Here is a 12,924-nt window from a genome sequence, read left to right on the forward strand (position 1 = left end):
CATCATCATGCGGTGCGTCCGACCATATCCTTCGGTCGCACCCACTCGTCGAACTGCTGCTCGGTGAGATAGCCGAGCGCCAGCGCCGACGCCTTCAGCGTCGTGCCTTCCTTGTGCGCCTTCTTCGCGATCTGCGCGGCCTTGTCGTAGCCGATGTGCGGATTGAGCGCCGTCACCAGCATCAGCGATTCGTTGAGCAAGGTATCGATGCGCTCGTGATTCGGCTCGATGCCGGCCGCGCAGTTGTCGTTGAAGCTGTGCGCGCCGTCGGCGAGCAGGCGCACCGACTGCAGCACGTTGTGCGCGATCATCGGACGGAACACATTGAGCTCGAAGTTGCCGCTCGCGCCGCCGATGTTCACGGCGACGTCGTTGCCGAACACCTGCGCGCACAGCATCGTCAACGCTTCGGACTGGGTCGGATTGACCTTGCCCGGCATGATCGAGCTGCCCGGCTCGTTTTCGGGGATCGACAGCTCGCCGAGACCGCAGCGTGGGCCGCTCGCGAGCCAGCGGATGTCGTTGGCGATCTTGTTCAGGCTCGCGGCCACCGTTTTGAGCGCGCCGTGCGCGAATACCAGCGCGTCGGCGGCTGCCATCACCTCGAACTTGTTCGGCGCCGACACGAACGGTAGACCGGTCAGCTTGCCGATCGCGGCGGCGACGCCGTCGGCGAACTTCGGGTGCGCGTTCAGTCCCGTGCCGACCGCGGTGCCGCCCTGCGCAAGCTCGTACAGATGCGGCAACGCCGACTCGACGTGCCGGATGCCGTGCTCGAGCTGCGCGACATAGCCCGAGAATTCCTGGCCGAGCGTGAGCGGCGTCGCGTCCTGCAGGTGCGTGCGGCCGATCTTGACGACGTCGGTGAACGCTTTCGCCTTGCCGTCGAGCGTGTCGCGCAACGTCTTCAGCGCGGGCAGCAGATGCTTGACGATGGCATCCGCGGCAGCCACGTGCATCGCGGTCGGAAACACGTCGTTCGACGACTGCCCGCGATTCACGTCATCGTTCGGATGCACCTTGCGCGCTTCGCCGCGCTCGCCGCCGAGCAGCTCGCTCGCGCGGTTCGCGATCACCTCGTTCAGGTTCATGTTGGTCTGCGTGCCCGAGCCGGTCTGCCAGACCGCCAGCGGAAATTCGTCCGGATGCTTGCCGTCGATGATCTCGTCGGCCGCCTGCATGATCGCGTGGGCCTTCTGCTCGTCGAGCACACCGAGGCCGAGGTTGACCTCGGCGGCCGCGCGCTTGATCACCGCGAGCGCGGTGATCAGCTCGGGCGACTGCTTTTCCGTCGAAATCCTGAAGTTCTGCAGCGAGCGCTGCGTCTGCGCGCCCCACAGGCGGGCGTTCGGCACCGCGATTTCGCCGAACGTGTCGCGCTCCATCCGTACGTCTTCAGTCATGGTTGACTCCGCTTCTCAAAGTTCCGAGTTGACAGGCAATAACGAGAATAGACCCGTTAGCGCATTCCGGTAAAAACCGGCCTGCGGATCGAAAATGTAGGTGCGTGTCTGGCCGTTCTCGACGTCGGTCCAGACGAGCGGCGACAGGGGCGCGCCGATCGAGCGCAGATAGGCGAGCTGGGCCGCGTCGGCGAGCGTCACGTGGTAGCTGTGATCGGGCTGGATGGCGCGCTCGAAGATGCCGGCGACCTGATTCGCGAGTTCGGGGCTGTGGATCACGAGTGCGAGCTCGGTGTTCAGATTGGCCGAGCGCGGGTCGAGGTTCATCGAGCCGATGACGAGAATCTGGTGGTCGATCACATAAGTCTTCGCATGCAAACTCGCGCGCGAACGCGAGCCGACCAGCCCCACGTTCGGCGTGTCCTGGTATGACCTGAATTCGTACAGTTCGACGCCTGCCTTTAGCAGCGGCACCCGGAACGGGCTGTAGCCGGCCTGCACGGCGACCGCGTCGGTAGCCGCGAGCGAGTTGGTCAGCACTGCGATGCGGATGCCGCGGCGCGTGAGCTCGCCGGCCGCCTGCACGCCCGACGCGTGCGGCACGAAGTAGGGCGACACGATCAGGAAGTCGTGCTGCGCGTCGCGCATCAGTTCGCGCAGCCGCGCGAGCGGCGGGCTCACGTAGTCCGGCGACGGATGCGCGATCTTCTCCGGCAGGTCCGCCCTGAATTCCGCACCCGCCCACGTGAGGCCGAGCTGCTCGCTCGTAATCTGCGCGGCGAGCGGCGTCGCGTTCAGCGGTTTCGCGTTGTACGGATCGGCATGGGTGCGCCAGTGGTGGCGCAGGTCGTCGCGCGTCTGGTCGAGTTCTTTCTGGTCGAATTTCTGCTTGTTCAGCGCACGCAGCGGATAGGCGAGGTCGCTGTTCCAGTAGTCGTCGAAACTCGCTGAGACGTCGGCGACGATCGGGCCCGCCGCGAGCACGTCCATGTCGCGGAACTGCAGCGTTTCGCTGGCGCTGAAGTACTCGTCGCCAAGATTGCGCCCGCCGACGATCGCGAGCTGGTTGTCCGCGATCATCGCCTTGTTGTGCATGCGGCGCGTGAAGTGGCCGATCTGCGTGAATACGTTCGTGGTGCGCTCGAACATGCCCTGCTGGGCGCTGCCGAACGGATTGAAGACGCGAATCTCGATGTTGTCGTGCGAGTTCAGCCCCGCCATGATGCGGTCGATGTCCTTGAAGTTCAGATCGTCGACCAGCATGCGCACGCGCACGCCGTGATCGGCCGCATACAGCGCGGCGCCGAGCAGCAGCTTGCCGGTGGTGTCCTCGTTGGCAATGTAGTACTGCATGTCGAGGGTTTTGGTCGCCGCGCGCGCGAGCGCGATGCGCATCTGCAGCGCGTCGGTGCCGTTCGCCAGCACGCGAAAGCCCGACTGCTCCGGATGCTTCGCCTCGAACGGCGCGAGCGCTTCGCGCAGCGGCGTATCCGCGGTGGCGGGGAGTGCGTGCGTGAGCTGGCGGTCGAACGCGGTGGCGGGCGGCTTCGTCGCGCAGGCGGTCACCAATGCCGCCGCGCAACAGAGCAGGAAAAATTGCCTCGTCGTGCTGACTATCGAATGGCGGCGCGCGGCCCGCCGATGTTGTTCGAATTGGCCCTGCACGCCGTTTCCCCCTTGTTTTGCAAGCTTTTCGCGTGGCGACAGCGAAGGCCTGCGCACGCTGTCGAGAAAACCATTCTAAGGGAATTGGGGCGCGTGTTCGTCGTTCGTCTGCAAACGCAGCAGCGTGCCGCGCGTCGGTCGGGAGGACGCCGCGGTTCGGTGATCCATCAACTGATGCGAACCGCGGCGCGCGGACGCTCTATCAGACGCGCCCGGCGCGCAGCGCGCGCTCGCCATCGGGATGGGTCGAGCCTTTCGCCGGGCGACCCGCCCACACTCCCGCGAGCAGCGAGCCCGACAGGTTGTGCCAGACCGAGAACAGCGCACCCGGCAGCGCGGCGAGCGGCGTGAAGTAGAGCTTGCCGAGCGTCGCGGCGAGACCGGAGTTCTGCATGCCCACTTCGATCGCGAGCGTACGGCAGACGGCTTCGTCGAAACCGAGCAGACGGCCGCCCCAGTAGCCGCCGAGCAGGCCGATGCCGTTGTGCAGGATGACGCCGACCATCACGACGAGGCCCACCGACGCGATGCTCTTCTGCGTGCCGCCCACCACCGCGCCGATGATCAGCACGATCGCGACCATCGACACGAGCGGCAGGATCGGTTCGATCTTGCGCACGAGCTTGCCGAACAGATGATTGACGACGAGACCGACGACGATCGGCAGCGCGACTATCTGCAGGATGCTCATCAGCATGCCGTGCACGTCGACGACGATCGACGCGTCGACGTAAAGGCGCGTGAGCAGCGGGGTCGCGAACACGCCGACGAGCGTCGACAGCGCGCTGATCGTCACCGACAGCGCGACGTCGCCGCGCGCGAGATAAATCATCACGTTCGACGCGGTGCCGCTCGCGACGCTGCCGACCAGCACCATGCCGGCGGTCAGCTCGGGCGGCATGCGCAGCGCCTTGGCGATGACCCACGCGGCGAGCGGCATCACGAGGTAGTGCAGCACGATGCCGGCGATCACCGGCGCGGGCCGCGAAAACACGCGCAGGAAATCGCCGGCCGACAGCGTGACGCCCATCGCCAGCATGATGATCGTGAGGAGCGTGGTGACGTGCGGCGCAACGCCGGAAAACGAGGCCGGCGAGAAGTACGCGGCGACCGAGACGAGCACGGCCCAGAGCGGGAACAGGCGGGTGACGCGGGCAAGCATGGCGGGTGGTCCTTGGTTATGTTGTATCGCGGGAAAGTGGGGCTGCGGCGCGGCCGGTTGTCGGCTGGCGGCTGGCGTTGCGGCGTTTGCCGCGCCAAAGCGGGTGAAGCGGCTACGGCAAGCGCCGTGGCGAAAGCGCGGCAAAAACGGGCGGCCAATTGAAGCCGCACGCGAAGCGGGCAATGGTGAGCGCGCGAGCGGCGCCAGTCCGGCGCCTGCCTTCGTGAGGCGCGCCGTCGTGCGGTTCGTGGCGCGTGAGCGCGGGTTAGCGCTCGCGTGCCGCGGCGGCCATTTTACCTTTTACAGGGAGTGCTTCAGGAGTGGGGCTTGCCGCTACTTCGCTCAAACCGAGCGCGCGGGCGGCGTGGCCGATGCCGCCGTCGGCGCCTGCCGCCGGCTCAGCCTGTGAAAACGCAGCGTCATCAGCAGCGCGACGCTCGCAAGACCTGCGGCGAGCCCCCACCACAAGCCGCGCGCGCCGAGGCCGGCGTGAAACGCGAGCAGATAGCCGGTCGGAAAACCGATCACCCAGTAGCCGAACGCGGCGGCGATCATCGGCACGCGCGTGTCCTTCAGGCCGCGCAGACAACCGGAGCCCACCGCCTGCATCCCGTCGACGATCTGGAAAATCGCCGCCACGCCGAGCAGCGAACTGGCGAGCGCGATGGTCGGGGCGTTGGCCGGGTCGTCCAGATGCAGATACAGACCGACGATCCAGTGCGGCGCGGTGATCAGCACGAGGCCCGACATCGACATGAAGCCGACGCCGAGTGCGAGCGCGACGAAGCCCGCGTGGCGCGCGGCGAGCGGCTGACCGGCGCCGGCCCAGTAGCCGACCCGCACGTTGGCCGCCTGGCCGATCGACAGCGGCACCATGAACGCGACCGACGCGACGTTCAGCGCGATCTGATGCGCGGCCAGTTGCGATTCGCCGAGCAGGCCGACCATCAGGCCAGTGGCGAGGAACAGCGTCGACTCGACGCCATAGGTGATCGCGACCGGCCAGCCGATGCCGAACAATTCGCCCATCAACGGCAGCTTCGGCCGCGTCGCGACGACGAAATGGCGGAAGCGCGGCCGCAGATGCAGCAGCGCCATCAGCACGAGCGCGGTCAGCCACACGGTGATCGTGGTCGCGGCCGCCGAGCCGAGAAAACCCAGCCGCGGCAGCCCGTACGCGCCGTGGATGAGCCCGTAGTTCAGGAAGCCGTTCACGCCGACGCTCGCGATCGACACCCACAACAGGCGCCGTGCCGCGCCGATCGCCGGCAGAAACGAGCGCATCAGGCCGACGCCGATCAGGCTCGCGGGTGCGCCCCAGCGCAACACCGCCGCGTATCGGCCGACGTTGTGCGCGAGCAGGCCCGGCTCGCCGACCGCGAGCAGGATCCTCGACGCGAACGACAGCAGGATGAACGCCGGCACCGACAGCAGCACCGACAGCACGAAACCGGTCCAGTAAATATGCGGTACCCGGCCGTCGTCCCGCGCGCCGCGCGCGTGCGCGACGCTGACGCTGACCGAGGTCAGCACGCCCTGCAGCAGCGTGACGACGACGAAAAAGAGGTTCGCGCCGAGGCCGCCGGCGGCGAGCGCATCGGGGCCGAGCGAGCCGAGCAGGATCGTGTCGGTGACGCTCATCGCCATTTGCGACAGTTGCGCGATCGCGAGCGGCGCGGCGAGCCGCGCGGTGTCGGCCGCGTGGCGGGATAGGGTCGGCGGCCGGCTGGCCACGCGAGCGAAGCTGGGTTGAGTCATCGAATGCCTGACGGCGAAAAGTGGCAGCGGTGGCAACAGCGGTGGCAACAGCGAAAGGCGGGCGCAAGCGGCGCCGCATTGCATCTCGCCGCGCGCGCCGACGGGCGTTGGAGCGGCCGGGCAGCGGGCGGGAAAAAACCGCGACACGGCGCCGAGCCGGTCAGCCGACTCCTCGCCCGTGGCGCGGTCCGTCGTTTACCTGTCGAAACCGACAGCTTATTGCCTCCCCCGGCCGCTGTCGATGGACGACGCACAATTCTGGTGCGTGCCGTCCTGCGATTTTCCGGACTGCCGTCAGCCTTCGTGGACCGCGATCCGCGTATCGCCGAGCAGCACGACCTGGCCCGCGCGGATCTTGCAGGTCTTACGCGTCTCGACCCGGCCATCGACCATCACGGCGCCGTCGGCAACCATCATTTTCGCGGAGCCGCCACTATCCGCGAGGCCCGTGATCTTCAGCAGATTGTGGAGTTCGACGTATTCGCCGGTCAGCGTGAAATTGAGGTTGGGCATGGCGTTTGCACCTTTGGGCACGGGGTCGCGTTGGGGTTCGCATCATAAGGCAAGCGCACCCGGAGCGGCGGCGCGGCCATCCAGCGAGCCCTTCGCGCAAGCAAATGAAAGTAGATGTTATTCAGTTGTCGGAAAGTGAAACGTTCCGTAACGCTGGTCGCACCGAATGGATTTCACTCCTAGAGTGCAGTTCAGCAGCAAAGCCCGCTGGCTTCCGGGATCGCTCCCCGGCCGCCCATCCAGCGACGCACAGACCGGACGAGGCGCGCGCGACGTTCCGTCATCACGACGCCAGAGAGTCCGCCCGTGTCACAACAACTCCATCCAGAGAGGATAGCCATGACCCAGATTCGTTCGCTCCTGATCGGTACCGCCCTCACTGCCTTTGCCGCGACGGCGGCCATTGCGCAGACCGCGCAGCCGGCAGCAGGCATCGGCGCTCAGGCGCAGATCCAGAGCCAGGGCGCCGCCGGCATGGCGCCGCCGTCCGCGGCTGGCGCCCAGCGCATGCAGGTGGCGTCTTCGACGCAAGGCATGCAGCAAGTCCCGGGCGCACCCGCCGCGCAAGGGGTCGAGGCGCCGCCGCCGGCCCGTTTGACGGCTTCGGGCTCCACCGACCCGCTCGTGCAGAAGCGCGACGCCGATGCGAAGGCCAACGCCGAGTATCGCGCGGCCAGGAAGTCCTCGAAAGCGGAATTGAAGGCGGAGCAGAAGGCCGCGAAGGACCAGTACAAGGAGCAGGTGCGCGGCGCGAAGCTGAACCAGAAGGCGGACAAACAGACCGCCAATAACGAAATGAAGATGAACATGGAAGGGCAGGGTGCCGCGCAGGGCGATGGCGCGGACGTCAAGCACTAAGCCCTGCTGGATGCCGCGGCGTAAACCGGCGGATAGGCGCCCGAAAAAAGGGGCGCTTGTCGCATGAGGTTGTATGGATATACAGTGTGCGTCGCATCCTGAAGATCCATCCAACCCGCGAAACCGATCAGTGTCCACCGTCGCCGAATCCGCTCCGTCGTTCGATACCGCCGCCTGGCTAGCGAAGCTCAACGACGCCCAACGCGAAGCCGTCGAATACGGGACCGACACGCCAGACGCGCTGCCCGGCGCGCTGCTCGTGATCGCGGGCGCCGGCTCCGGCAAGACCAACACGCTCGCGCACCGCGTCGCCAATCTGGTGGTGAAGGGTGCCGATCCGCAGCGCATCCTGCTGTTGACCTTCTCGCGCCGCGCGGCGCTCGAAATGATCCGCCGCGTGACCCGCATCGCGGGCGCCGCGGCCACTACCGTCGGCCCACGCGCCGCGCTCGCGCAAGGGCTCACGTGGGCGGGTACCTTCCATAGTGTCGGCGCGCGGCTGTTGCGCGAATACGCGGATCTGATCGGCCTCGCGCCCGCGTTTACGATCAACGACCGCGAAGACTCCGCCGACCTGATGAACCTCGTGCGCCACGAGCTTGGACTGTCCGCGAAGGAGCGGCGCTTTCCGGCGAAGGGCACCTGCTTCGCGATCTACTCGCGTGTCGTCAACACCGGCGCATCGCTCGGCCAGGTATTGGACCGCGCGTTTCCGTGGTGTCGCGAGTGGGAGGACGATCTGCGCCGGCTGTTCGCCGCATACGTCGACGCCAAACAGAAGCAGAGCGTGCTCGACTACGACGATCTGCTGCTCTACTGGTCGCACATGGCCGCCGAGCCCAGCATCGCGGCCGATCTGTCGGCGCGTTTCGATCATGTTCTGGTCGACGAATACCAGGACACCAACCGCCTGCAGGCGTCGATCCTGCTCGCAATGAAGCCGGACGGCCGTGGCCTGACCGTGGTCGGCGACGACGCGCAGTCGATCTATTCGTTTCGCGGCGCGACGGTGCGCAATATCCTCGACTTTCCCACGCAGTTCGAGCCGCCCGCCAGGCAGGTCACGCTCGAGCGCAACTATCGCTCGACCGAGCCGATTCTCGCCGCGTCGAACGCGGTGATCGAACTCGCGAGCGAGCGCTACACCAAGAATCTGTGGACCGACAAGGCGTCGGCGCAGCGCCCGCGCCTCGTCACGGTCGCCGACGATGCCGCGCAAGCTCGCTACGTCGTCGAGCAGGTGCTCGAGGCGCGCGAGCAGGGCGTGAAGCTGAAGTCGCAGGCGGTATTGTTTCGCGCGGCGCATCACAGCGCCGCGCTCGAGATCGAGCTCATGCGCCGCAACATTCCATTCGTCAAGTTCGGCGGGCTCAAATTTCTCGACTCGGTGCATGTGAAGGACGTGCTCGCGGTGCTGCGCTGGGCCGAGAATCCGCGCGATCGCGTCGCCGGCTTTCGCGTCGTGCAGCTGCTGCCGGGCGTCGGCCCGGCCACTGCGGCGAAGGTGCTCGACGACATCGTCGCGCGCGCGGACGGCGGCGATCCGGTCGCGACTGCGGGCGGTGTGCTGGCCGCGTTTGCGGCGCCCGCGCGCACGCAGGAAGACTGGCATCCGTTCGTCAAGCTGATGTCGAGCGTGTACGGCCGGCAAACGCCGTGGCCCGCCGAGTTCGAGATGGTGCGGCGCTGGTACGAGCCGCATCTGGAGCGTAATCACGAGGACGCCGCGATCCGTCACGCGGACCTGCTGCAGATGGAAAGCATCGCGGGTACGTATCCGTCGCGTGAACGCTTCCTGACCGAATTGACGCTCGATCCGCCCGACGCGACCAGCGACGAATCCGGCGTGCCGCTGATCGACGAGGACTACCTGATCCTGTCGACGATCCATTCGGCGAAGGGTCAGGAGTGGCGCAACGTGTTCGTGCTGAACGGCGTCGACGGCTGCATTCCTTCCGATCTCGGCACCGGCAGCGACGAGGAAATCGACGAGGAGCGGCGCCTGCTTTACGTGGCGATGACGCGCGCGAAGGAAGACTTGCACATCGTCGTGCCGCAGCGCTTTTACGTGCACAACCAGACGCATCTGGGCGACCGCCATGTGTGGGCGTCGCGCACGCGCTTCATCGCCACGCCGATGCTGCCGCTGTTCGACGCCTATGCGTGGCCGCGCATTGCGGTGGCGAGCGCGCCGAGCGCGGCGGGGCTCGCCGCGGCCGCGCAGGCGAAGATCGAGATCGCGGCGAAGCTCAGGAAGATGTGGGATTGAGCGGCTAGCACCGCGCGTTGGGATCGACGCGCGGGCAGGGGGCGCGTTGATCCGACGAAGGGACGCGCGCCGCGCGGGTCAGTGGAAGCTCAGCGCGACTGCCGCTGCTGTTGCTGCGCGACCGGAGGCGCCGGCACGAAGAAATTGCGCAGCCATGCCGCGAGCCGCGAGAACACGTCGTACGGCTCCTCGACGAAAATCTCCGGCTTCAAGAGCCGCAGATACTCCATGATCTGCTGCGCTTCCTGCTTCTGGAACGTGCCGTGCGAAATGCCTAGCCGCAACAGCCCACGCAGTTCGCCGAGCTTCTCGCGCGCGGTGCTGCCCACGCTCATCTCGCACGCGACCTTCGCCTCGTAGACGCGCTGACGCAGCGATTCGACGAGCCGCCATGCCGGCGTCTGCATCACTTCCTCGAGCGCCTGAATGTCCTGCACCGTGCTCTTGATCTGCGAGGCGAGGGGGTCGACCAGCGTCGCGTCGCCTTCCGCTTCCTTGACGATTGCGGCGGCCCAGTCGCGGCATTGCTTGGTGAGCTCCTCGGGCGTCCATTCCGAGCGCGCCGCGAAACCGAAGCCGAACTCGCCCGCCTGCCGCATCAGGATCGACACGACGTCCGGGAATTCCTTGTCGAGCGTGCGTTTGGCCCACGCGTACTGGCCGCCTTGCAGCATCCGCTGTACCGCGTGCTCGGTGAGCGGCACCATGTTGTCGAGCAGCTTGGCGCGTAAGAAATCCTCGAACGACGGCGTCGCGAACTGCGGATCGAGCTTCAGCGAGACCCGTAAAAAGGCCTCGAAGTCCTTGCGCAGCGACGCGACGGTCTCGTCCTTGAGCTTCAGGGTGATTTGACCCATGTGTTATCCCGTTTAATGCGGCCGCGCGCGGCGCGCCGTCGCAAGATCGCCCGGCCGCTCGCGGACCGAGGCGATGCGACGCCGGTTGCCGACGCGCTTGATTCCAGCCTGTTGCCGCGTAACCAGCGGGACGACTCCCGATGAGCGGACCTCGACTGCATATCGGCGGGGTGGCGGGAAACTTGAGGGCGGCCCGGCGACGCGCGGGCGCTTCGGAGGGAAGCTTCGGGCAATGGCCCGCTTGGGAGTCGCTTGAACGGGAGTGCGCGGCCCGCGACGCGGCGAGGTGTCGACGGGACCGCTGATGAGTCGATGAGCGTAGAGACAGGGCGCGCTTACTTCAGCACCACGCACTGCCAGACGAAGAACACGCCTAGACCGACTGCGATCGTCAGCAGCGGCCGGCGCGTCAGCGCGCTAACGACGATCGCGGCGAGCGCGCCGACCAGTTGCGGATTGCGCCAGCTCAGCTCGGCGTTGTTGCCGTGCGGCGACACGGCCATCGGGACGATGATCGCGGTCAGCACGGTGACCGGCACGAAGCTAAGCGCGGCGCGCAGAAGCGGCGGGAACACGAGCCGGTCGCCGAGCACGAACACGGCCGCGCGGATCAACCATGTAATCGCCGCCATGCCGACGATCAGAACGACGTAGTTCATCGCGCGGCCTCCACGGGACGGCGCGCGCCACGCAGGTTCAGACGCGACATCGACAGCAGCACGCCAACCGCGACTCCCGCGAACACCGCGCCGAGCAGGCCGAGCTTATACGGCCACGCCTGCCAGAAAAACGCCAGCGCGCCGGCGGTGACGGCCGCCGCGATATAGCGCAGCGCGACCAGTTGCGGCACGACGATCGCAATGAACGTCGCGACCATCGCAAAGTCGAGACCGAGCGACTGCAGGCCGGGGAAGGCCGCGCCGAACAGCAGGCCGGCGACGGTCCATAGCTGCCAGTTCAGATACATCGCGACGCCGGCGCCGAAGAAGTAGTACGGGCCGACCGTGCCCGGCTCGCGATGCCGGTAATGCTCCCACGCGACCGCGAAGACTTCGTCGGTGAGCAGCGCGCCGAGCGCCCAACGCCAGCGCTTCGGCAGATGCGCGACGTGCGGTGCGAGCGTCGCGCTATACAGCACGTGACGCAGATTGACGACGAGCGTGGTCGCCCAGATCACGGCGAAGCTCGCATGCCCGGCGATCAGGCCGAGCGCGATGAACTGCGCGGAGCCCGCGAAAACGACGAGCGACATCAACTGGCCGTGCCACAGATGCAGCGGGCTGGAGGTCACGAGCGTGCCGAAAATGACGCCGAACGGCGCGGCGCCGACCATCATCGGGATGATGTCGCGCGCGCCGGCGGCGAATTCTTTGAGATGGCCGCCCCGGGTGGGCTGGCCTTGGGTGGAATCGGTCAATCTAAGCCTCCTTGATGTCGGAAGCATAGCGGCTGACCGGCGTTCGGACTTGTACGTTCTTGCGGCGGGTTGCGGATGGGGTGCTACGGTGTAGCGGGGGGATGGCTGATGACCGGCTGACGGATTGCGGCGGCACGCTCGCGGCGCGCGGTGCAGGCGCCGGCGGTGCCGCATCGCGTTACGAACCGCGCTGCGTTCCTTGCCATTGGCCCGGCGGCACGCCGAACATGCGCCGGAAATGCCGCGTGAAATGGCTCTGATCGGTGAAGCCGCTCGCGGCGGCGACGTCGGTCACCGGGACGCCGGCGCGCAACGGCGCGAGCGCGCGCTGCAGGCGCACCTGATTGCGCCACGCGTGGGGCGGCAGGCCGGTCGATTGGGTGAATAGCCGCGCCGCGTGGAACGGCGACAGACCCGCTGCCTTCGCGACCTCGGCGAGCGTCACCGGTTCGACGAGGTCGCCGGTCAGACGCTCCTGCATCAGTGCGACGCGAGTGTCGTCGGTGGCGACGCGAGCGGTGGCGGGGCGCGTCCGCGCATAGCGGACCAGCAACGTGGACAGCGCGTCGAGCATCGCGGTTTCGGCGGCGAGCGCGTCGTCGCCGGCTTCGAGCAGACGGTGGGCGTGCGCGAGCCGCGTCGCGAGATCGGCATCGCGGATCACGCCGGGCGCGAACCACGGTAAGGCCTGCGGCTTGCCGGCGACTTCGTCGGCCAGCGCGCAGAGGAACCCGACCGGCGCGTACATCACGCGATACCGCCAGCCCGCCTCGACCGCCTTCGACCCCGTGTGCAACTCGCCCGGGTTGATGACCGGCACGCTGCCCGCTTCGGCGACATGGTGCTCGCCGTTATACCGATAGCATTCCGCACCCGCGACGATCACCGGGATCGTGTAGGCGTCGTGCCAATGCGGCGCGAACTCGTGATCGTGATATTCGGCGGTGAGCAGATCCGCGCCGGGCAGTAGCGGCGTGCGCCAGTAGCGGGCGGAATCGCGGAAACGAGGGGTGGCGGTCATG

The 12,924-nt window shown here is 67.2% G+C and carries 11 protein-coding genes; 2 read left to right on the plus strand and 9 right to left on the minus strand.

From position 1 onward, the window contains the following. Nucleotides 1–5: 5 nt before the first annotated feature. The 5 genes from fumC to HDG34_RS16925 form a co-directional block, all read right to left on the minus strand. On the minus strand, nt 6–1,403 hold the full coding sequence (fumC, locus tag HDG34_RS16905) for a class II fumarate hydratase (protein ID WP_184061381.1): 1,398 nt from the start codon (nt 1,401–1,403) through the stop codon (nt 6–8). A gap of 15 nt (nt 1,404–1,418) precedes the next feature. Then, nucleotides 1,419–3,020, minus strand: a complete 1,602-nt coding sequence (locus HDG34_RS16910) for a phospholipase D family protein (RefSeq protein WP_184061488.1) — start codon at nt 3,018–3,020, stop codon at nt 1,419–1,421. A gap of 250 nt (nt 3,021–3,270) precedes the next feature. Continuing rightward, nucleotides 3,271–4,230, minus strand: a complete 960-nt coding sequence (locus tag HDG34_RS16915; RefSeq protein ID WP_184061382.1) for a bile acid:sodium symporter family protein — start codon at nt 4,228–4,230, stop codon at nt 3,271–3,273. A 342-nt stretch (nt 4,231–4,572) separates the two neighbouring features. After that, entirely contained in the window at nt 4,573–5,988 is a 1,416-nt protein-coding gene (locus HDG34_RS16920; RefSeq protein WP_184061383.1) for an MATE family efflux transporter, read from the minus strand. 294 nt (nt 5,989–6,282) lie between these two features. After that, nucleotides 6,283–6,501, minus strand: coding sequence for an RNA-binding S4 domain-containing protein (locus tag HDG34_RS16925; RefSeq protein ID WP_013090085.1), 219 nt, complete (start codon nt 6,499–6,501; stop codon nt 6,283–6,285). A gap of 339 nt (nt 6,502–6,840) precedes the next feature. Here HDG34_RS16925 and HDG34_RS16930 point away from each other — a divergent pair, with 339 nt between their 5' ends. Both HDG34_RS16930 and HDG34_RS16935 read left to right on the plus strand, forming a co-directional pair. Beyond that, nucleotides 6,841–7,359, plus strand: coding sequence for a hypothetical protein (locus tag HDG34_RS16930; RefSeq protein WP_184061384.1), 519 nt, complete (start codon nt 6,841–6,843; stop codon nt 7,357–7,359). Nucleotides 7,360–7,432: 73 nt separating this feature from the next. Continuing rightward, the gene (locus HDG34_RS16935; protein WP_184061385.1) at nt 7,433–9,628 is read left to right on the plus strand and encodes an ATP-dependent helicase; all 2,196 of its coding nucleotides are present in this window, start codon (nt 7,433–7,435) and stop codon (nt 9,626–9,628) included. 89 nt (nt 9,629–9,717) lie between these two features. Here the strand turns inward: HDG34_RS16935 and HDG34_RS16940 are convergent, their stop codons facing one another. The 4 genes from HDG34_RS16940 to HDG34_RS16955 all read right to left on the minus strand — a co-directional run bounded on the left by HDG34_RS16940 (nt 9,718) and on the right by HDG34_RS16955 (nt 12,923). Next, a complete protein-coding gene (locus HDG34_RS16940; RefSeq protein WP_184061386.1) occupies nt 9,718–10,485 on the minus strand; it encodes a DUF4088 family protein in 768 nt (255 codons plus the stop codon). 335 nt (nt 10,486–10,820) lie between these two features. After that, complete coding sequence (locus HDG34_RS16945; RefSeq protein ID WP_184061387.1) at nt 10,821–11,144, minus strand: AzlD domain-containing protein; 324 nt, start codon at nt 11,142–11,144, stop codon at nt 10,821–10,823. Further along, entirely contained in the window at nt 11,141–11,902 is a 762-nt protein-coding gene (locus HDG34_RS16950) for an AzlC family ABC transporter permease (RefSeq protein WP_184061388.1), read from the minus strand. The genes HDG34_RS16945 and HDG34_RS16950 overlap by 4 nt, the downstream gene beginning before the upstream one ends. Nucleotides 11,903–12,080: 178 nt before the next feature. Continuing rightward, the gene (locus HDG34_RS16955; RefSeq protein WP_184061389.1) at nt 12,081–12,923 is read right to left on the minus strand and encodes an AraC family transcriptional regulator; all 843 of its coding nucleotides are present in this window, start codon (nt 12,921–12,923) and stop codon (nt 12,081–12,083) included. Nucleotide 12,924: the final 1 nt, after the last annotated feature.

The sequence above is a fragment of the Paraburkholderia sp. HC6.4b genome, from assembly GCF_014200875.1.
Taxonomy (GTDB): Bacteria; Pseudomonadota; Gammaproteobacteria; order Burkholderiales; family Burkholderiaceae; genus Paraburkholderia; species Paraburkholderia tuberum.

What these genes read in the sequence shown, in the direction of transcription:
- fumC (WP_184061381.1), bottom strand. Translation starts at nt 1,403, where the DNA reads ATGACTGAAGACGTACGGATGGAGCGCGACACGTTCGGCGAAATCGCG.
- HDG34_RS16915 (WP_184061382.1), bottom strand. Translation starts at nt 4,230, where the DNA reads ATGCTTGCCCGCGTCACCCGCCTGTTCCCGCTCTGGGCCGTGCTCGTC.
- HDG34_RS16920 (WP_184061383.1), bottom strand. Translation starts at nt 5,988, where the DNA reads ATGACTCAACCCAGCTTCGCTCGCGTGGCCAGCCGGCCGCCGACCCTA.
- HDG34_RS16925 (WP_013090085.1), bottom strand. Translation starts at nt 6,501, where the DNA reads ATGCCCAACCTCAATTTCACGCTGACCGGCGAATACGTCGAACTCCAC.
- HDG34_RS16930 (WP_184061384.1), top strand. Translation starts at nt 6,841, where the DNA reads ATGACCCAGATTCGTTCGCTCCTGATCGGTACCGCCCTCACTGCCTTT.
- HDG34_RS16935 (WP_184061385.1), top strand. Translation starts at nt 7,433, where the DNA reads ATGGATATACAGTGTGCGTCGCATCCTGAAGATCCATCCAACCCGCGA.
- HDG34_RS16940 (WP_184061386.1), bottom strand. Translation starts at nt 10,485, where the DNA reads ATGGGTCAAATCACCCTGAAGCTCAAGGACGAGACCGTCGCGTCGCTG.
- HDG34_RS16945 (WP_184061387.1), bottom strand. Translation starts at nt 11,144, where the DNA reads ATGAACTACGTCGTTCTGATCGTCGGCATGGCGGCGATTACATGGTTG.
- HDG34_RS16955 (WP_184061389.1), bottom strand. Translation starts at nt 12,923, where the DNA reads ATGACCGCCACCCCTCGTTTCCGCGATTCCGCCCGCTACTGGCGCACG.